The organism is Lysinibacillus sp. NPDC086135 (assembly GCF_044746345.1).
Taxonomy (GTDB): Bacteria; Bacillota; Bacilli; order Bacillales_A; family Planococcaceae; genus Lysinibacillus.
Genome location: NZ_JBIVCA010000029.1, coordinates 17,091 through 37,558 on the forward strand (window position 1 = coordinate 17,091; position 20,468 = coordinate 37,558).

Consider the following 20,468-nt stretch of genomic DNA (forward strand, 5'->3'; position numbering starts at 1 on the left):
GTATATTACATGAACACTATTGTAATGTTTGAAACCCTTTCCATCACATGGTAGGATAGAGTTTGATAGAAAAAAGAATATGAGGTGGGAAAATAATGAATTTCTTAACTAGCCAAACGCATTTGCATATTACCACTTGGGTAGTTGCAATCGTAATCTTTTTAATTGCAGCATTAATGGGCAAGCAGTCAAAAGGCTTACATATGACATTACGTTTATTCTACATTTTAATTATCATTACTGGTGGGGCACTATTCATTAAAGGCATGGATTATAATATGGGTATGCTCTACGGCTTTAAATTCCTAGGCGGTATTTTAGTTATTGGGATGATGGAAATGGTATTAGTTCGTCAAAAGAAAAATAAACCAACAGGTATGTTTTGGATTTTATTTGCAGTATTCTTATTCATTACATTATATTTAGGCTTCAAACTACCAATGGGGCAAACTTTCTTAGCATAATTATTTGGAAAGGTCGTGAAGATTTCGCTTCACGGCTTTTTATTTTGGAGAGAAGATGAAATTGCTTAGGTAGCTTAAAAGACTGATCGGGTTAGCCAGAGAAGTGCTCGGGTAGGTAAGAAAACTGATCGGGTTAGCCGAAGAAGTGCTCAGGTAACTCGAAAAACTGCTCGGGTCCCCGCCCGAGCCACTGAATGAATTGATAGTAAAAGTTGACACCTTTTTGTCGTAATTAATTTTGCATTTTCGGAAAATATTTTTAAATGATAGCGACGTGACTATTTTATTTGGTAAAATGACGATGGATTGGTTTGAAAGAGAGGGAATAAATGTGAAATTCAAGAAGTGGATAAGTGCGACAGCTGCATCGCTTTTACTAGCAACTTCATTAGTGAGTGCTACACCAATTGCGTATGCTGATGAAGCATCGACAAGAACGATTGCAGAAGAAAGCATCTATGATTTACTCGTTGACCGTTTCTTTAATGGTTCGGGCACTAACGATTTTGATACAAATACGCAAGACCCTACTAAGTTTGCAGGAGGCGATTTTGTAGGCTTACAGGAAAAACTAAAATTTATCGGAGAGATGGGCTTTACAATCGTTTCTATTGGTACGATTTTTACCACTGAGAAATATGATGGATCGATGCCGACGAGCTACTCTACAATTGAGCGTCATTTTGGTACATCTGAGGAATTCCAAAGCGTCATTGAGGCCTATAAAGCTAAAAATGTATCGATCATGGTTGATTTCCCGCTAAACAACGTAAGTCCGAATCATGAGTGGGCAAAAGATCCAGCGAAAAAGGATTGGATTGCTTCAACAAATAATGGACAAGTACAGTGGGACTTAACAAACAAAGATGTACAAGAAGCACTTATTAAATCAGCAACAGATTTTGTCTCTACATATAATGTTGGTGGGGTGCGTTTAACAAATATTGCTGGTGTCGATACAGGATTTATCAATGAAGTGATTAAAGCAGTAAAAGATTCGAAAAAATCGCTCTATGTGATTTCGAATGAAGAAAGTGATGCAAACTTTGATGCAAGTATTTCACCGGCTACGGCTGATATTTATCGTAATATATTTAAAAATGTTGATATGGATTCTTCTAAGTTGATGGAACCTTTTACGGGTGAAAAGCCAACTCAAATTATGGTGGATTCCCTAGAAACGCGTCGTTTCACATTTGATTCTGCAACAGAAAATATGTTCCCACCAACGCGTTTGAAAATGGCGATGGGTGCTTTATTTATGATGCCAGGAATTCCAGTTGTGCAATATGGTACAGAAATTGCGATGAACGGGGAAACAAAGCCAGATACGCACCAAATTTTCAACTTTAAAACAGATGATGAATTAATCGAATATATTAAAAATGTTCAATCGTTACGTAATAAATCTGAGACATTACGCAAAGGTGATTTTGACGTTATTACCAATGAAAATGGCCTGCTTGTATTTACACGTACATCCGATAAAGAAAAATGGGTCATCATGGTTAACAACACTAGTAAAACACAACGCGTTGATTTAACACCTGCTCAGCTTGGGGAAGGTAAAATGTTAAATGGTATTATCCATCAAGAAAAAGTTCGTATAAATGAAAAAGACGTGTATCCGGTTATTTTAAATCGTGAAATGGTAGAGGTTTATCAAGTTAGAAATGATGAAGGATTAAATGTACCTTATATGGTAGCACTAGGATTAGTATGGGTTATATTCATAGGATTTGTAGTTGTTATTATTAGACGAGGTAAAGTACGTCGTAATGAGCAAGATGCTCAATCATAAAGGGTGCTTCACCCCTTAATGATTTTACAGGTAGTTAATACAAGATAAAATGATAGACCCCCTCAACACTTTTTAAGTGCGGAGGGGGTTTTTGTTAAGCTTGATAGCTTTTATTCGTAAAGAAAATAGCAATTGTACCTGGTCCAACGTGTGAGCCTATTGCTGAGCCAATCATTGTTACTTGAATGGCTTTTGGCGAAAATCTTTTTTGGATAGAAGCCTTTACTTCGTTGGCAAAGTCCACATCATCACTATGACTAATACCAACAATTTTATCAGAAAAATCATCGCCGCGTTCTTGCATTAAATTTAACATGCGAGCGATGGCTTTTTTGCGCCCGCGAGATTTTTCAATCGGCACAAGCTTACCGTCCTCTACATTTAAAATTGGTTTAATGCTTAGGAGCCCTCCAAGAAATGCGCTTGCTTTTGATACACGCCCACCTTTAGCAAGGTAATCTAAATCCTCAACCGTAAATAAGTGTTCCATTTGTGGGGTAAGAGCTGTGATTTTTGCTTCGATTTCTTCCAATGAAGCACCTGTATTTCGAAGTCGAACCGTTTCTTCGACTACTAGGCCAAAACCAAGTGAAGCACATTTAGAATCGATAATAGCTAATTTAAGGGAGGGATATTGCTCCTGCACTTGATTGCGAATCATGACCGCCGTATTATAGGTGCCTGATAATTCCGATGAAAAGGCAATATAAATCCCTTCCTCTTCATTCTTTGCTAGATTTTCGAAATGGTTGAGAAAAATCTCTGGTGATACTTGGGATGTTTTTGGGCGAGCACCTTGACGAATAGCATCGTAAATTTCTTTGGAATCAATTGAAATGACATCATCATATTCATTATTGTTCAATTGCACGCGTAGTGGAAGAAGTTCAACATTGTTTTCTTCATAGTAAGACTTTGGTAAATCGCATCCACTATCAGTAAAAATTTTCATCATTTGTCCCCCTAATTTAATATTCTATATGAGAAGTTTTCAAATACCTATACTACATAACAGGTGAACAAGTGTCGAGCTTTCACTTTCCACTCTATGTTTCTCAAAACTATTTCGAATGAAATATTATATAGATATATTATCATATCGAGTTTCAATATAATTGCAACCTAGGATGTTTAACTTTATTCAATAAGTACCCATCGAATAAAGAGTACTCTTGAATAAAGTTAAACAGAAAAAAATGGGGTATTTATGTTCAAATTACTACTTAACTAGGTTAATTTCAAGCGATCGATGAGTATTTTAGCGATGCCATCGTCATTATTGGTTGTAGTAATTTCATTGGCAATATTTTTTAAAGAAGGAATACCGTTGCCCATTGCTACACCGATACCTGCATAATCGATCATTTCTAAATCGTTATCTTCATCACCGAATGCAATAATACGCTCGCGTGGGATTCCTAAATCTTTTGCTACATGAGCGATTCCTACTGCTTTATTTAAGCCACGGTGAACAATCTCAATAATGTGAAGTGGTGCACCCCAACGGCGATGTTCAATAACCTCTGCATGAACAGCCTGTAAATGATCACGAATAATCATGGAATTTACTTCATTCGCTTGAATTAGTAAACTAGTTGGGTCATCAAGTAAATGAGTATAGAGATCTCCAAGAGTAATTTTTGGATTCCCCATATTAAAAATATTTAATATCCGTTCATCTTCTGTATGCACATAAATATCGTCCTTAATCTCAGCAATGATATTTTCGTATTCATAGCTATTGATGGAATCGACGACATCATGCACTACGCCTAAATCAATAGGAGTATGCATAGTTTGCCAAGCAGCATTTTTTGGGTGGTGGACGTAAGCACCATTAAAATTCACGATGGGCGTTGTAAGGCCAAGCTCGTGATAGTAAATATCACTCGCACGATAAGGACGACCTGTAGCAATCATCACTTGATGGCCATGTTCTTTTGCCTGCAATAATGTTTTTTTAGTTTTTGCTGAAATTTGTTGTTGGTCTGTTAATAACGTACCATCTAAGTCCAAAACGATTAAATGCGGTTTCATAGCTTATTGCCCCTTTCATATAATTTGAATAGTATCTCTTTGTAAACCATTCGTCAAAATTTTGTCACAGTGAGAAAAGTTTGCTAACATAAAGATGAGACAAAAATTGGGAGTGACAAAGATGATTGTTGAAAAAGAATTGTGGGGAAATATTCCTTTATTACATATACATACGGAAAATATGAATGAAGAAACCCCGGTTGTGGTTTTTTTACATGGCTTTATGAGTGCAAAAGAACATAACTTACATTATGCATACCAATTAGTAGGCAGGGGGGTGCGTGTCCTATTACCAGATGCAAAATTACATGGCGACCGTAGTGAAGGTCTATCTGAGATGAAAATGAGCTTACATTTTTGGGATATCGTTTTAAATTCTATTCATGAAGTTGAACAATTATATAATGAATTAAAGAATAAAAAATTATTATTGAATGATAAAATTGGCGTTGCTGGTACATCGATGGGTGGAATTGTAACATCAGGCTGTTTAAAGCGTTATGACTGGATTAATACAGCAGCAGTATGTATGGGTGCGCCAGGATTTCTTAAATTAGCGGAGTATCAATTACAGCAATTCGCTAAAAGCGGTGTGAATTGGCCAATGTCCGAAGAAGAAGTACAACAAACGAATGAGCTTCTTGCTAAATATGATGTCAGTCTAACACCAGAAAAATTCGCAGGAAGACCTGTGTTATTTTGGCATGGGGAATTAGATAAAACCGTTCCTTTTAATGAAACGTATAATTTTTATTTATCTTTACGCAAATACTATGAAAAAAATCCAGAAGACTTAAAATTCTTAGCAAATAAAAGAGCGGGCCATGCTGTGTCTCGAGACGGTATGTTAGCAGCAACTGAATGGCTTGCACAGCATTTGGCATAATAAGATACATCTGCTATGATTAAGTTAACACTGTGACGGAAGGAGAAATACAGATGGATCAAGATATGAAAGACAGCATGTTCGGTGCATTAGAAAATGTAATTGACCCTGAGCTTGGTATTGATATCGTCAACTTAGGTTTAGTATATGATGTAGAGTTAGATGAAGAAGGTGTAGCAACTGTTACAATGACATTAACTTCTATGGGTTGCCCGCTTGGACCTGTTATTGTTGATCAAGTGAATACAGCTTTAGGTGAGCTTCCAGAGGTAAAAAGTACAAATGTCAACATTGTATGGAATCCACCTTGGTCAAAAGATAAAATGTCACGCTATGCAAAAATGGCATTAGGTGTACGCTAAGTCCACTTAAAGCACGATAAAAAATCCCTGCTTATAACAGTAAGCAGGGATTTTTGCTGTTTCTGTTCCGAGCTACTCACCAAACAGAAGAAACTTATAATAATGACACTATTGTACATCTGGTGTTGCGGATACTACGCTTTCGCACAGAAAAACATTATTGTTATAGTTTATTGTTTTATCACTATGAAATTTAGTAACATACGCTATGAGATGTGGTTGATTGTAGTGGAGGCTGGGCGACTCCTCAGGGATCAGCAATAGAGGAACGAAGGCTAAAAGCATCACATCCTGTGATAACGCCTTCGTGACCAACATCGTGTTGGCCCGAGACCCTGGAGCGAGCAACGCGAGTGAAGCGGCTCATCGGACGCCCCCAGGAAAGCGCCCAGCCGGAACGGAAATCAACCCCTCGCTTTGCTGGAGCCACGCTTTAATAGCACAAAATCCCCGCTTATTACGGTAGGCGGGGATTTCGTATGTAAGTGTATTAATCAATACGACATATTTGTAACGGACAATTTTCACAGGCAATTTCATCCTTTAAAAATTGTAGATCGTGAATAGTTATATAACCTTTTTCGAAGGAGACGATATTGTGCTTCTTTAAGTCATTAAGCATGCGATTAATCATCTCTCGACTCGTTGCACATAAATTAGCGATTTCTGTATTTGTTAATGGGATGTCAATATAAATTGTGTCATTTTCTAAAGACTTACCATAAGTATTCGAAAGACGGATGAGTGTTGAAAATAAAGCGCCCTTTTTACCATTTAAAACTAGATCGCGCAAACGACTTTGATGCTTTAAATTTTCTGTTTGCAACCACTTCATATATTCCACCATTAAATTAGGTTGTTCTACTAGTAAAAGTTCCAATGATTCACGGCTTAGAACATATAAACTAGAGGGTTCTAAAACTTTAGCAGTCATAGAATTATACGTAAGGTTACAAAATAATGAGCCTTCTCCAATAATACTATCAGGACCACAAATACGAATGGTTAATTCCTTCCCATTCTCCGTTTCCTGGCTAATCGAGATAGCTCCTGTTTTTATATAATAAATTTCTTGCGCACGTTCGCCCTCTAAAAAAATTTTACTATCCTTATTTACTTTAATAAAAACACCGTGCTTTTGAAAAAGATCGTGAAATTTTTCTTGTATATTATCCATTATAACCATATTTCCAACACATCGCTTTCTTTTTGTGAAAAATTGTCAATTCTTACAAAAGGATGGTGAGCAATTTTGATACTAAATCTAAGAAACATACTTTATTATAACGTAATTTTCCAGTTATAAGGGGATAAATTTTAGGGCTAATTCTTTGCGGAGGTTTGTCGTGTGTTGTAAAATAAAGTTAGTCAAAAAAGGTCAAACATTTTTGTGAAACAGAGTGGCGAACGGGATTCCGCTTAACATTATTGAAAAGGAGTGCTAAATATGCAATTTCAACAAACTAATGACAAAAAACCATTAGAACAATTTGGACGTAATTTAATTGAAGAAGTAAAAAATGGAAAAATGGACCCGGTAATCGGCCGTGATGAAGAAATTCGGAATGTTATTCGTATTTTAACACGTAAAACGAAAAATAATCCTGTTTTAATAGGTGAGCCGGGGGTTGGTAAAACAGCAATTGTAGAAGGGTTAGCCCAACGTATCGTAAAGGGCGATGTGCCTGAGGGGTTAAAGGATTGCATACTGTATGAGTTAGATATGAGTGCTTTGATAGCAGGTGCTAGTTATCGTGGACAATTTGAAGAGCGCTTAAAAGGTGTTTTAAAAGAGGTAAAAGACTCAGAGGGGCGCATCATTTTATTTATAGATGAAATTCATACGATTGTTGGTGCAGGTAAAACGGATGGTGCGATGGACGCTGGGAATATGCTGAAGCCAATGCTTGCACGAGGTGAGCTACATTGTATCGGGGCTACAACATTAGATGAATACCGTATGTATATTGAAAAGGATCCTGCTTTAGAGCGTCGTTTCCAACAAGTACTTGTACGTGAGCCATCTATTGAAGATACCGTTTCCATTTTACGCGGCTTGAAAGAGCGCTTTGAATTACATCATGCAGTACGCATTCATGACCGTGCGATTGTAGCAGCAGCAGGCCTTTCAGATCGCTATATTACAGAGCGTTTCCTGCCAGATAAGGCTATCGATTTAATCGATGAAGCATGTGCGATGATTCGAACAGAAATTGATTCCATGCCACAGGAATTGGATGCAGTAAAACGCCGTATTATGCAGCTTGAGATTGAGGAACAAGCACTACGTAAAGAAAAGGACGAGGCGAGTAAAAAGCGATTAGAGCAACTCAGTGAGGAATTAAAAAAGCTGAAAGAATCTTCTGAGGGCATGCTGAAACAATGGGAAACCGAAAAAGAAGTGTTACATGGCATTCAGAAAAAACGTGAAGAACTTGATAAATACCGCCGTGATTTAGATGAAGCAGAAAGTAAATATGATTTAAATAAAGCAGCCGAACTACGTCATGGGAAAATTCCTACGCTTGAAAAGGAAATTCAAGAGATGGAAAAACAATTTGAGAATGGTACAGAATCACGTATTTTACGTGAAGAGGTAACAGCTGATGAAATTGCATCTATCGTTTCACGATGGACAGGGATACCGGTGACGAAATTAGTAGAAGGTGAGCGTGAAAAATTATTGCGCTTAAAAGATACATTGCATGAGCGTGTAGTCGGACAAGATAATGCTGTACAACTTGTTACAGAAGCGGTATGGCGTGCTAGAGCTGGTATTAAAGACCCGTATCGACCAATTGGTAGCTTTTTATTCTTAGGGCCAACAGGTGTTGGTAAAACAGAGCTTGCGAAGGCACTAGCGGCACAGCTGTTTGATTCTGAGGATCATTTTATTCGCATTGATATGAGTGAATATATGGAAAAACATAGTGTATCACGTCTTGTAGGGGCACCTCCAGGCTATATTGGCTATGAAGAAGGTGGTCAATTAACAGAAGCTGTTCGCCGAAATCCATATTCAGTAGTGTTATTAGATGAAATTGAAAAAGCCCACCCTGATGTTGCAAATATTTTACTGCAAATATTAGATGATGGACGCATTACGGATAGCCAAGGTCGTATGGTCAACTTTACGAACGCAGTGGTCATTTTAACTTCTAACATTGGCTCAAGCTATTTAATGGAAGCGAAGGAAGACGATGTTGCAGTTGAGGATTTAGTGATGGCTGCACTACGTCAACACTTTAAACCAGAGCTATTAAATCGTATGGATGATATTATTATGTTCCATGCACTATCGGATGAGCATTTTACAGCTATTGCATGGAAATATATCGAACAGCTTGTCAAACGAGTTGCAGAGCAAGACATTACTTTACAAGTAGAACAAAACGTCGTTGATTGGGTTGTAGAACAAGGAGCAGATGCTCAGTTCGGCGCAAGACCATTAAAACGCTTCGTGCAACGATATATTGAAACAGCGGTTGCGAAAGAGTTGCTTCGAGGTGAAGTATTACCAGGAGAAACATTGCAAATTAAGATGCATAATGGTCAATGTATCGTTGAAAAATAACGAAAAAACCTGTTTCGCATTGAGCGAAACAGGTTTTTTCTAGTTGAATTAATGATTGTCTGCAGCTTCTGGAGTTGACTCATTTGGAATAATTGCACCGATAATGAAAATAAGAATTGTAAATACAACTGATGTAACAATAGCAGTGTTGATATCAAAATCTGCACCAAGTACAGAGCCTACTACGTAGTTTAACATTGAAACTAGTAGGAATGACCATATGAATGTTACGATATATCGCATTAATTTCACCTCAACCGAACTTTTTTATATCATTATCATATCATAACATAAATCGAAAAAAAAAAAACCTTTTCTGTGAAACATGGCGAAATTGTCACAACGATAATCCTACTTTTGTACTTTCGTGCAATTTCATTGGTATCAGCGAAATTCGAAGACGTCGTAAATGCTGATTGCTAGAGAGTCGTGGTTGTTTGAATTTGGAAAAATAATCGATTGGTTCATGTCACCTTTCGATTTCCAGTTTCACGAAGTGTATCTTTTCGTTGATTCTACTTTAATGTAGAACATGATTTTTTCGTTATTGTTGGCATGTATAATTATTATCATTGTTTTAATGAGTGAAGAAGTTATAGAGAAAAAGAACTAGTGAAGAAAAGGTTGTAGTATTAGAGTTCATACTCACTGCAATTTTATTTTATGGTGAAAAGGGCTAGCATATGGTTATCTTTTATTCAAACTAATGTTGAGTTCTAACGTATCTCATACCGAATTGGGTCATCTGTGCGTTGGTCATTTTTGATTTGAAACTTTTTTACATATCATTCGTATTATAACTAGACAATTCGAATTGATAGAACTGAAAAAAGGGAGAAATGAAATTTTGAACCATTGAATGAAACAATTACTTTTTGTGATTTACTTAATTACCATTGCGGATGCGTATTACTCAACGTTGTTTATTGAACCGAAAGCACCACCGCAACACCAGACCATTAAAGCGTCAGCCATAACGTTGATACAACTACGGTAGCAAACCTAACAAAAAGAAATGTACAACACGTCGTTTGAAACCTTCTGTACTGCAACACATCAAGCGATTTCTTCAGAGCATTAAATGTTCCAAAGAGAATATGATCCTTAACGACCTATTAGAGAATAGATTGGACATACGCAGATTCATGCGAGAGCCACCTTTCATCTTTTTACGATATCGACTTTTACGTTGTTGATAATTTATATATGAACAAAGCTAAAGCTGCAGATTTATTGCAGCTTTTTTTCATTAACCGCCATTTTTAAATTTTTCAGCTTCACTTATCCCCAAAAGTTTGCTTTTTCTTGCATCAGCTCTAAAAGTTGGAGATGACATTTGTTAAATCGTATGCAATGTATATAAGTTGATTTACGTTCCAGATGGGTGATTCCTTAGGATTTATCGGATGCCCCAAGTCGGAACGGAAATCAACCCCACGTTAGTAATGAGGAACGTTAAATTTAATTCATCTTGCACCTCTCCTTCGTTATGAGTTATAATTAAGACCAGTTACTAATAATTGATAGTAAGAAAGCAGAGGGGTTGCTAAATGAACGCTGGTATTATAGGAATTGGCAAATACGTTCCGGAGAAGGTCGTTACAAATTTTGATTTAGAAAAAATGATGGACACTTCGGATGAATGGATTCGAACTCGCACAGGGATTGAAGAACGCCGTTTTGCAGCAGATGACCAAGAAACTTCAGATTTAGCAGTAGCTGCTGCAAAAGAGGCTATTGCAAAAGCAGGTATTACACCAGAGGAAATAGGCTTAATACTTGTAGCAACAGTAACACAAGATCAAAATTTTCCAAGTGTAGCATGTATGGTTCAGGAGCAAATTGGAGCAGTCAATGCAGCTGCGATGGACCAAGCAGCTGCTTGTGCAGGGTTTATATATAGTTTAGTGACAGCAAAGCAATTTGTAGAATCAAATGCTTATAAATATGTCTTAGTAGTAGGTGTTGAAAAGCTGTCGAAGGTACTTGATTGGGAAGACCGAAATACCGCTGTGTTATTCGGTGACGGTGCAAGTGCAGCAATTGTTGGTCCAGTATCAGAAGGTAGAGGTATTTTATCATTTGAGCTTGGAGCTGACGGTACAGGTGGAAAGAATTTGTATTTAACACAGCAGGATACAATCGCTATGAATGGCCGTGAAGTATTTAAGTTTGCAGTTCGTCAAATGGGTGAATCTGCTGTAAACGTTTTAGAAAAAGCAGGTTTAACAAAAGACGACGTAGATTTTTTAGTGCCGCATCAGGCGAATATTCGAATTATGGAATCTGCTCGTGAGCGTCTAGAACTACCACCGGAAAAAATGTCGAAAACGATTCATAAATATGGTAATACATCGGCAGCGTCTATTGGTATTTCCTTGGTAGATGAGCTTGAGGCAGGTAAGATTAAAGATGATGATTTATTAGTACTTGTTGGATTTGGCGGTGGCTTAACATGGGGTGCCGTTACAATTAGATGGGGAAAATAAAAAACGAAAAATGCTTGAGGGGAGTAAGACAATGAGTAAACGACGAGTAGTAATTACAGGAATTGGCGCAGTTACACCACTAGGGAATAGCATCGAAGAAACATGGACTAACATTAAAGCAGGAAAATCTGGCGTTGGCGAGTTAACACGTTTAAATAAAGATCTTTTCGCAGCGAAAATAGCCGCTGAAGTGAAAGACTTCAATATTGAAAAGTATATTGAACGTAAGGAAGCTCGTAAAATGGATCGCTTTACACAGTATGCCTTAGCAGCGTCTATCATGGCGATGGAAGATGCACAATTAACAATCGATGAAGAACTAGCACCACGAGCAGGTGTCTGGATTGGCTCTGGAATCGGTGGTATGGAAACATACGAACAACAATTTTTAACATTCCAAGAGCGCGGAGCAAGACGTGTAAGTCCATTCTTTATTCCAATGATGATTCCAGATATGGCTTCAGGCCAAGTGTCGATACACTTTGGGGCAAAGGGCATTAATTCTTGTTCAGTAACTGCTTGTGCTTCAGGTACAAACTCCATTGGGGATGCTTTTAAAGTAATTGAGCGTGGCGACGCAGATGTTATGATTTCTGGTGGTGCAGAGTCGCCAATCGTTACGATGGCAGTAGCAGGCTTCTGCGCAAATACTGCATTATCTTTAAATACAGATCCAGCAACAGCTTGCCGTCCATTCGATAAGAATCGCGATGGTTTCATCATCGGTGAAGGTGCGGGTATTGTTATTTTGGAAGAGTACGAGCACGCAAAAGCACGCGGTGCAAAAATCTACGCAGAAGTTCTTGGCTATGGTGCAACAGGGGATGCGCATCATATTACCGCTCCAGCTCCAGAAGGAGAAGGTGCTTCTCGTGCAATGATGCAAGCTTTAACTGATGGAGGCGTAGAAGCTTCACAAGTAGACTATATTAACGCACATGGAACAAGTACACCATATAACGATTTATTTGAAACACAGGCAGTAAAAACAGTCTTTGGTGAACATGCCTATAATCTTGCAATGAGTTCTACAAAATCAATGACAGGTCACTTATTAGGTGCAGCTGGTGGTGTTGAAGCTATTTTCACAGCGCTAGCACTTAAAGAAGGCATTTTACCACCGACTATTAATTTAACAGATCCAGATCCAGATTGTGATTTAGATTATGTACCGAATGAAGCTCGAAAAGCAGAGATTAAATATGCTATGAGTAACTCACTTGGATTTGGTGGACACAACGCTAGTCTACTATTCAAAAAAATTGAGGAATAATTAAGTAAAACTATAATCAGTGGGGATTTCATCATCCCTACTTTTTTTATTATTAAAAATTAGAGTGTCATGTCAAAAGATACATGCTATGTAAAGTGGTTGATTGGAGCGGAGGCTAGGCGACCCCTTGGGGCTCATCGGACGCCCCCAGGAAGCTTTGCTCTGTGCGAAAGCGAAGCGGCAGCTACAAAGCGCCTAGCCGGAACGGAAATCAACCCCTCGTTTTGCCAGAAGAACCTTACGTTATTTGATATGATCAACAAAAAAAACGTCAGCCTAATTTACATGGCTGACGTCTTTTTTTATAGTTTTGTGAATAGATGATAATTAAGAAGAAATAGAAAGGATGTCCTTATCTTGTTCCGACTCTTTTTATTTTTAATGAGCTATGGCTTATTGATTCTCTCAGTAGGGAATCTCATTTTGTATTTGAATTATCGGACGCTCGGATATTCCTGGCTAGTAGTTTTTAAGTTCATGGCACAAACATCAGCATTTTATATGGCCATTGGATCAGCCGTTGTGTTATGCGCTGTTGTGCTTGATCTTGGTTATGATAAAACTATAATTGAAAAAGATAAGATGTAACTCTTAAGTTACTCTCTTTTTGGCCAAGCTCTTACAATCATCTTTATGATAAAGTCTTCTTTTTAGCGACGTGCACGACCAAGGCCCATTGCTTCTTCCATGCGTTTTAATGTAGCACTTGCAATTGCATTTGCCTTTTCAGCACCTGCATCTAAAATAATATCTAATTCTGAGGATTCTACCAAATTATAGAACTTCTCTTGAATTGGTGTTAGGTGATCAATAACCGTTGCTGCCACACCTTGTTTGAAACCACCATAGCCAACGCCTTCGTATTTTTTTACAAGATCGTCAATAGATACGCCTGAAATCGCAGATTCGATTGTTAGTAAATTAGAAACACCAGGTTTATTTTCCACATCAAATGCCACAAAACCATCAGAGTCAGTAACAGCCGACTTAATTTTTTTCTCAATATCTTTCGCTGAATCTAAAAGCTTAATTGTCGCTTTTGTATTTGGATCAGATTTACTCATTTTCTTAATTGGTTCTTGTAGTGATTTGATACGAGCCCCTGCTTTTGGTAATTGAATTTCAGGAATCGTTAAAACGTCACCATAACGTTTGTTAAAGCGCTCTGCTAGATCACGAGTAAGCTCTATATGCTGCTTTTGATCATCACCGACAGGGACAATGTTTGTATTATACAAAAGGATGTCTGCCGCCATTAATGGTGGATATGTTAGTAGAGCGGCAGATACGCTTTCCTTACCGTGAGATTTATCCTTGAACTGTGTCATACGTTCAAGCTCTCCAATCGATGCGACACATTGTAGCATCCAGCCTGCCTGTGCATGTGCTGGCACTTCTGATTGAATAAATAATGTAGATTTTTTAGGATCGATGCCAGTAGCGATATACGTAGCTGCTAGATTGCGAATATTTTGACGTAATTCCTTTGGATCTTGTGCCACTGTTATTGCATGCTGATCGACGATACAATAAACAGCATCACCTTCATCTTGTAATGCAGGGAATTGCTTAAACGCACCTAAATAATTCCCTAGAGTTACAATACCTGTTGGCTGTACGCCTGAAAAAATAGTTGTCATTGTCATTTCCTCCTTGAATTCAAGTCCCTTATTTTTACATAAACGACAAAATGAAGAGTCGTCACCAAAACGTGTGGTTGATTTCCGTTCCGACTGGGCGCTTTCCTGGGGGCGTCCGATGAGCCGCTTCACTCGCGCTGCTCGCTCCAGGGTCTCATCTGTGACGCTAATCCCCAAGGAGTCGCCCAGTCTCCACTACAATCAACTTTTCGTAATAGACGTTTTAATAAAAGTCATTCACAATTCTTGGTGATGAACCGAAATAAAAAAACATCATGCGTCCTCATTAGTTCTCTAATGAAGGGACGAATGATGTTTGAATCCGCGGTACCACCCAGCTTGCCTAAACAGGCCACTCTACTTCGTAACGTGAAGGGGACGAGCTCTGCTAATAGACTTCGGTAAGGAAACTAAGCCGTTCACAAAGCTAACTCGGAAGTCCATTCCAAATGCTTACACGATCTGTTTGCAGCAACCACAGACTCTCTAAACGTGTAAAATGCAAATGTACTACTCTTCGTCAGCGTTTTTTATTTAGTTCAATAACCGTCTTCCATCTGTATAGATGAGGTGAACTCACCAAAGACATAATTGATTGATTGCAAAAAATTATATTATAAAGGCTCAGTGAAATGCAAGTGCGTAAAGTCAGACTTTTGGCGGTGTTCATTATTGAAAAAAAATTATATGCTATTATCGCTGGTTTTTTTTATCTATTCAGCATCCCTGGAAAGCGCCAGTTGGAACGGAAATCAAACAAACGTTATGGTGATGGGGCTATTTATTTGAAAATGCAACCAATATTAGTAAATATACGTCTATATTGTACGCACTGAACTGACAATATTCTCGTTTAAATTTTTTAAATGAGAACAAAAATAATCGGATATGAGTGTTTAAAATGTGCTACGAATGGGAATATTATTAGTAGCTCATTTAGATATACCAAGAAGTAACTGCTTTGAAAAGTTATATAAAAAGACAGAAAATTTCGTGGGATAGGGTTATTCTTTTTTTTATTGGAACTATATTCAAACATCACAGAGTACTGTATAATGGTATGTAGATTACATTACATTAATTCTAATTTAACACACTGGTTTATAGATAATGATTAAAAGGAAAGGATGTGTCAGTATGATAGTAACTTTATTTACATCACCAAGTTGTACGTCTTGCCGAAAAGCGAAAGCATGGTTAGAGGAGCATGAAATCCCGTATACAGAACGTAATATATTTTCCGAACCATTAAGCATTAGTGAAATTAAAGAAATTTTACGTATGACAGAGGATGGTACGGATGAAATTATTTCAACTCGATCAAAGATTTTCCAAAAACTGAATGTTGATGTTGAAAGCTTACCATTACAACGTTTATATGAGTTAATTCAAGAGTATCCAGGTTTATTACGTCGTCCAATCATTTTAGATGAGAAACGTTTACAAGTTGGCTACAATGAGGATGAAATTCGTCGTTTTCTACCTCGTAAAGTTCGTGCGTATCAATTACAAGAAGCACAGCGTATGGTGAACTAATATCTCCATATTCTGCACAGAATAAGTATTAGATGTTACATATGCATCAAGCATATTGTGACATCTATTTTTTTGTGTTTTACTTATGTAAAACCTTCTATATAAAGTATAATAAATAGTAGGGAAAAGTCATATATTTCCGTAAAGTATGTTAAACTTGATTTTAACTTAATAGTTTACTACAATTTCAATAATTCAAATATCTTCTGTTGAAACGGTGTATATCCTTTTCATTTTATGACAGAACAGCATACAATATAATTAGAGACAACTGTGGACAATAAAATTTTGATTTCGGTTGCTCAATGGTTTTACTGTAGTGTGGTCAAAGGTTGAAAAACAAAAACGGAGTATGAGGTTAAAAACAATGAATAAAAGCATACTAATGAAACAAAACTGTTTTTCGACAAATGACAGTGAAGGGAGATGAGGTCTAGTGGACATCGAACGTGTAAACGAAAATACACTCAAGCTCTTTATTACGTACAATGATATAGAGGATCGCGGCTATAGTCGTGAAGAAATTTGGTACAATCGAGCAAAGGGTGAACAACTTTTTTGGGATATGATTGATGAAGTAAACACTGAGGATTACTTTGATGTAGAAGGTCCTATTTGGATTCATATCAATGCGTCTGAAGTAGGCTTAGAAATCATTGTCACACGTGCACATATTTTAAAAGACGGTGAAACCTTAGATGGTTCTTCGCAATTTGGCGAACACAAAGAGATGTTTGCCCCATTTGAGGACGTTGGAGAGGATCTTCTCAGTCAACTAACTCAGTTTGGTGACTTAGATGAGTCAGAGTTATTTATGGATACAGATATTTATGTTTATAAATTTAAAGATATTGATGAGTTAATCCCTGTAGCGAAACGCATGACAGATGAATTAGTGGATTCCTCATTATTTAAATATGAAAATTGGTACTATCTGGTAGTTGACTTCACAAACGCAAATGAAGAACTAAATCATCACGATAGAAATGCCGTTATTAAAGAATTTTTAATACCATCAAATTTCACAATTCATCGCTTAGAGGAATATGGCGAAAAAATTATGGAAATCAATTGCTTTGAAACAGTACGAAAATATTTTATTTAAAGTATTGAGTACTTGAATTGGAGTGACTTGACTGTAAACAAACTTGGTGATTATCAAGTTTGTTTACAGTCTTTTTATTTAGAAATTAAAAAGATAGCAATTTTTAAATTTCAAGAAAAAGCCGTTCTTTATTTGTTGCTTTTAAAACACTCCTTTACAATTAATCGAAAAGGAGATGATTTTATGCTTATGGCCTATAACGAGCTTCAGCAGATTTTCCTCCCATACGAGTATTCAAGGGAAGCATTACAACGATATAGGCGGCAGATGAAATTTTATTGTCCCCAATGCCAACAGCCTGTCCAATTAAAGATTGGCCAATATAATATCCCTCATTTCGCTCATATTGCTAATAGTAGCTGTGAGCGGTTATTTGCAGAGGGTGAATCAAAACTTCATTTACAAGGAAAAGTACAATTATTTGAATGGCTGAAAAAACTCGGGCATACAGTAAAGCTTGAGCCTTATTTACAGAAACTTGCACAGCGACCAGATATGCTTTTAATAAAGGAGAGACAGCAAATTGCTATTGAATTTCAATGTAGCACAATTTCACATGAAAAGTGGCAATTGCGTACATCTGGATATGAGAAAAATTCTATACAGCCATTGTGGCTTTTTCAAACACCTCAAAAACAATCTACACAAGGTATTCAAAAAATTTCTATTTCTCCAATTATGCAAAAGATAATAAATGTCACAGCACAAGGCTTGGCTTATTTGGTGACCTATGATGCAAACACTTCGAGGTTTATTTATTGGACGAATCTTCTTCATGTTCAGGGGCATACTTTTATAGGCAAAGTACAGGAACTGACGATTAACAAGCAATATTTCCCTTTTTATGAGCCTAAGCCAATTACGAAAGAAGAATTTCAACTTTATTGGCAGCTTTATAAAAAGCATTGTAAACAATTCGTATACCAACGATTATTACTTCGTAAAAATGGGGTACAAGATTCATTTTTACGAAGTAATTATGAGTTACGCTTTACTTTAACTGCAATGCCTGATTACGTAGGTGTTCCGGTAAAAAATGCAGAAGCGATACCGATGTTTTCTATTGAGTGGCAAACGATTTTCCTTTATTTTTGTCGTCAATTACAATTAGAACCTCATGAACTAGACGGGAGAACTATTCGATCGTTTTTAATCGAACAAAATGTAGAGGTAACAAATCAAGCGGTACAAGCAATCAAAAATTACGGAATGGTGCTGGCGGAAAGTTATGAAAAAAATCGTTTTTCTGATATTTGTGAGCAAATGTACGCACATTTATTTGCAATTGCCACAATATACTGAGAAAATATGAGAGTATAGGAAAAGATAACATATTAAGGGGGCTGGCACATGGCTAGTAATCAAATTTTAGTAAGAAACGAAGTTCCAGAAGAGTTAACTTGGCGCTTGGAGGATATATTTGCAACTGACGCACTTTGGGAAGAAGAGTATAAAGAAGTTGGAGAAATGGCAAAAAAGGCATCTAGCTATGCAGGTACTTTAAAAAATGGAGCAGATGCGTTATTAGCAGTTCTAACTTATCACGATGATATTTACCAACGTACAATGAAGCTTTATACGTATGCTCATATGCGTTATGACCAAGATACGACAAATAGCTTCTACCAGGATATGAATAGTCGTATTCAAACATTAGCAACTAGTATCTCAGCTGCTCTATCGTTTTTAACACCTGAGATTTTATCATTGAGTGAAGAAACAATAGAACATTACTTAGCAGAAAACAAAGACTTACAACTGTACAAGCAATCTTTAAAAGAAATAACGATGGCACGTCCGCACGTTTTACCAGCAGAACAGGAAGCATTACTTGCACAAATGTCTGAGGTTACAGGTACTGCTTCCAATACATTTAGTATGTTAAACAACGCAGATATAGTCTTCCCTAAAGTGAAAAATGAAGATGGAGAAGAAGTGCAACTAACACACGGTAACTATATTAAGTTTTTAGAAAGTAAAGATCGCACTGTTCGTGAAAATGCCTTTAAAGCAATGTATGAAACTTACGGTAACTTTAAAAATACGTTTTCGACTACAATAACTGGCAATGTTAAAAAGCATAATGTAAACGCGCGTATCCGTAATTATGATTCTGCACGCCACGCAGCAATGTCTAACAACTTCATTCCAGAAAGTGTTTATGACCAATTAGTAGAAACAATTCATAAGCATTTACCAGCTATGCAGCGCTATATCTCATTACGTAAGAAACTTTTAGGTGTGGACGAACTGCATATGTGGGATTTATTTGCCCCACTCGTTAAGGAAGTCGATATGAAAGTCACTTACGACGAAGCGAAGGATATTTTAGTAAAGGCTTTAGCGCCACTAGGTGAGGAATATCAAGGCATTGTTCAGGGTGGTCTTGATAATCGTTGGGTGGATGTCTTAGAAAACAAAGGGAAACGCAGTGGTGCGTACTCTTCAGGTGCTTATGGAACGAATCCATATATTTTAATGAACTGGCAAGACAATATTAATAATCTGTTCACACTAGCTCATGAATTTGGTCATAGTGTACACAGTTATTATTCACGTAAAAATCAGCCGTTTGTTTATGGTGATTATTCTATTTTTGTGGCTGAAGTAGCTTCGACATGTAATGAAGAACTGTTAAATGATTATTTACTGAACACAATTGAAGATCCACAACAGAAAATTTATTTATTAAATCATTGGTTAGATGGCTTCAGAAGTACTGTTTTCAGACAAACAATGTTTGCTGAATTTGAACACCTAATCCACCAAATGGATAAGAATGGTGAATCTTTAACAGCGGAGCGTTTAACAGAGGTTTACTATAATTTAAATAAACAATACTTCGGCGAGGATATTGTTGTAGATGAGGAAATCGGCTTAGAATGGGCTCGTATTCCACACTTCTACTATAATTACTATGTGTATCAATATGCTACAGGTAAATCAGCTGCAACAGCATTAAGTAAACAGATTTTAGAAGAGGGTACACCAGCTGTAGAACGTTATATTAATAACTTCTTAAAAGCAGGTTGCTCTGATTTCCCGATTGAGGTATTGAAGGCAGCAGGTGTTGATATGAACGTTGCTAAACCGATTGATGATGCATGTAAAGTATTTGAAGAACGTTTAAATGAGTTAGAAAAATTATTGTTGAATAATTAATTTTGAAGGCTGTAGGTATTTCACTACAGCCTTTTTTCTATGATTAATTAAATAATAAAAATTTAAGGAATAATGATTTTTTTTGATTTCTAAATGGTTTAAAATGTGTATCTTGGAAAAATACTGTTTGTAATCGCTT

16 protein-coding genes and 1 other annotated feature are annotated in these 20,468 nt (G+C 37.0%); of the genes, 11 read left to right on the forward strand and 5 right to left on the reverse strand.

Annotation, left to right across the window (positions count from 1 at the left end):
• The first annotated feature begins 95 nt into the window (after nucleotides 1–95).
• Together ACIPKN_RS24930 and ACIPKN_RS24935 are read left to right on the forward strand one after the other, a co-directional pair.
• Nucleotides 96–464, forward strand: coding sequence for a YisL family protein (locus ACIPKN_RS24930; protein WP_400941392.1), 369 nt, complete (start codon nucleotides 96–98; stop codon nucleotides 462–464).
• A 331-nt stretch (nucleotides 465–795) separates the two neighbouring features.
• On the forward strand, nucleotides 796–2,265 hold the full coding sequence (locus ACIPKN_RS24935) for an alpha-amylase family glycosyl hydrolase (protein WP_400941394.1): 1,470 nt from the start codon (nucleotides 796–798) through the stop codon (nucleotides 2,263–2,265).
• A gap of 94 nt (nucleotides 2,266–2,359) precedes the next feature.
• Here ACIPKN_RS24935 and ACIPKN_RS24940 read toward each other — a convergent pair whose 3' ends face one another.
• Both ACIPKN_RS24940 and ACIPKN_RS24945 read right to left on the reverse strand, forming a co-directional pair.
• Nucleotides 2,360–3,217 (reverse strand): DegV family protein, encoded by an 858-nt coding sequence (locus tag ACIPKN_RS24940; RefSeq protein WP_400941435.1) that lies wholly within the window; start codon nucleotides 3,215–3,217, stop codon nucleotides 2,360–2,362.
• A 275-nt stretch (nucleotides 3,218–3,492) separates the two neighbouring features.
• A complete protein-coding gene (locus ACIPKN_RS24945; RefSeq protein WP_142510277.1) occupies nucleotides 3,493–4,302 on the reverse strand; it encodes a Cof-type HAD-IIB family hydrolase in 810 nt (269 codons plus the stop codon).
• Between the two features lie 121 nt (nucleotides 4,303–4,423).
• Here ACIPKN_RS24945 and ACIPKN_RS24950 point away from each other — a divergent pair, with 121 nt between their 5' ends.
• A complete protein-coding gene (locus ACIPKN_RS24950; RefSeq protein ID WP_400941397.1) occupies nucleotides 4,424–5,188 on the forward strand; it encodes a prolyl oligopeptidase family serine peptidase in 765 nt (254 codons plus the stop codon).
• Between the two features lie 53 nt (nucleotides 5,189–5,241).
• On the forward strand, nucleotides 5,242–5,550 hold the full coding sequence (locus ACIPKN_RS24955; RefSeq protein WP_400941400.1) for a metal-sulfur cluster assembly factor: 309 nt from the start codon (nucleotides 5,242–5,244) through the stop codon (nucleotides 5,548–5,550).
• A gap of 490 nt (nucleotides 5,551–6,040) precedes the next feature.
• On the opposite strand, the gene ACIPKN_RS24960 is transcribed toward ACIPKN_RS24955, so the two are convergent.
• Nucleotides 6,041–6,727, reverse strand: coding sequence for a Crp/Fnr family transcriptional regulator (locus ACIPKN_RS24960; protein WP_400941403.1), 687 nt, complete (start codon nucleotides 6,725–6,727; stop codon nucleotides 6,041–6,043).
• 270 nt (nucleotides 6,728–6,997) lie between these two features.
• Between ACIPKN_RS24960 and ACIPKN_RS24965 the strand changes: the two genes are divergently transcribed.
• Nucleotides 6,998–9,124 carry an ATP-dependent Clp protease ATP-binding subunit gene (locus ACIPKN_RS24965; protein ID WP_400941406.1) on the forward strand — a complete coding sequence of 709 codons (2,127 nt, stop codon included), beginning with the start codon at nucleotides 6,998–7,000 and terminating at the stop codon, nucleotides 9,122–9,124.
• Between the two features lie 48 nt (nucleotides 9,125–9,172).
• Here ACIPKN_RS24965 and ACIPKN_RS24970 read toward each other — a convergent pair whose 3' ends face one another.
• Nucleotides 9,173–9,367 carry a YjzD family protein gene (locus ACIPKN_RS24970; protein ID WP_400941408.1) on the reverse strand — a complete coding sequence of 65 codons (195 nt, stop codon included), beginning with the start codon at nucleotides 9,365–9,367 and terminating at the stop codon, nucleotides 9,173–9,175.
• A gap of 1,307 nt (nucleotides 9,368–10,674) precedes the next feature.
• Between ACIPKN_RS24970 and ACIPKN_RS24975 the strand changes: the two genes are divergently transcribed.
• A complete protein-coding gene (locus ACIPKN_RS24975; protein ID WP_400941410.1) occupies nucleotides 10,675–11,613 on the forward strand; it encodes a beta-ketoacyl-ACP synthase III in 939 nt (312 codons plus the stop codon).
• Nucleotides 11,614–11,644: 31 nt separating this feature from the next.
• Nucleotides 11,645–12,886 (forward strand): beta-ketoacyl-ACP synthase II, encoded by a 1,242-nt coding sequence (gene fabF, locus ACIPKN_RS24980; protein WP_142510271.1) that lies wholly within the window; start codon nucleotides 11,645–11,647, stop codon nucleotides 12,884–12,886.
• A 650-nt stretch (nucleotides 12,887–13,536) separates the two neighbouring features.
• On the opposite strand, the gene trpS is transcribed toward fabF, so the two are convergent.
• Nucleotides 13,537–14,526, reverse strand: a complete 990-nt coding sequence (gene trpS, locus ACIPKN_RS24985) for a tryptophan--tRNA ligase (protein ID WP_142510269.1) — start codon at nucleotides 14,524–14,526, stop codon at nucleotides 13,537–13,539.
• Nucleotides 14,527–14,824: 298 nt separating this feature from the next.
• Nucleotides 14,825–15,059 (reverse strand) — a binding site (T-box leader).
• A gap of 607 nt (nucleotides 15,060–15,666) precedes the next feature.
• Between trpS and spxA the strand changes: the two genes are divergently transcribed.
• The 4 genes from spxA to pepF all read left to right on the forward strand — a co-directional run bounded on the left by spxA (nucleotide 15,667) and on the right by pepF (nucleotide 20,329).
• Nucleotides 15,667–16,062 (forward strand): transcriptional regulator SpxA, encoded by a 396-nt coding sequence (spxA, locus tag ACIPKN_RS24990; protein ID WP_024362527.1) that lies wholly within the window; start codon nucleotides 15,667–15,669, stop codon nucleotides 16,060–16,062.
• 436 nt (nucleotides 16,063–16,498) lie between these two features.
• Nucleotides 16,499–17,167, forward strand: a complete 669-nt coding sequence (mecA, locus tag ACIPKN_RS24995) for an adaptor protein MecA (protein ID WP_400941414.1) — start codon at nucleotides 16,499–16,501, stop codon at nucleotides 17,165–17,167.
• A gap of 27 nt (nucleotides 17,168–17,194) precedes the next feature.
• Entirely contained in the window at nucleotides 17,195–18,469 is a 1,275-nt protein-coding gene (locus ACIPKN_RS25000; RefSeq protein ID WP_400941416.1) for a competence protein CoiA, read from the forward strand.
• Nucleotides 18,470–18,517: 48 nt separating this feature from the next.
• Nucleotides 18,518–20,329 (forward strand): oligoendopeptidase F, encoded by a 1,812-nt coding sequence (gene pepF, locus ACIPKN_RS25005; protein WP_400941418.1) that lies wholly within the window; start codon nucleotides 18,518–18,520, stop codon nucleotides 20,327–20,329.
• Nucleotides 20,330–20,468 lie beyond the last annotated feature (139 nt).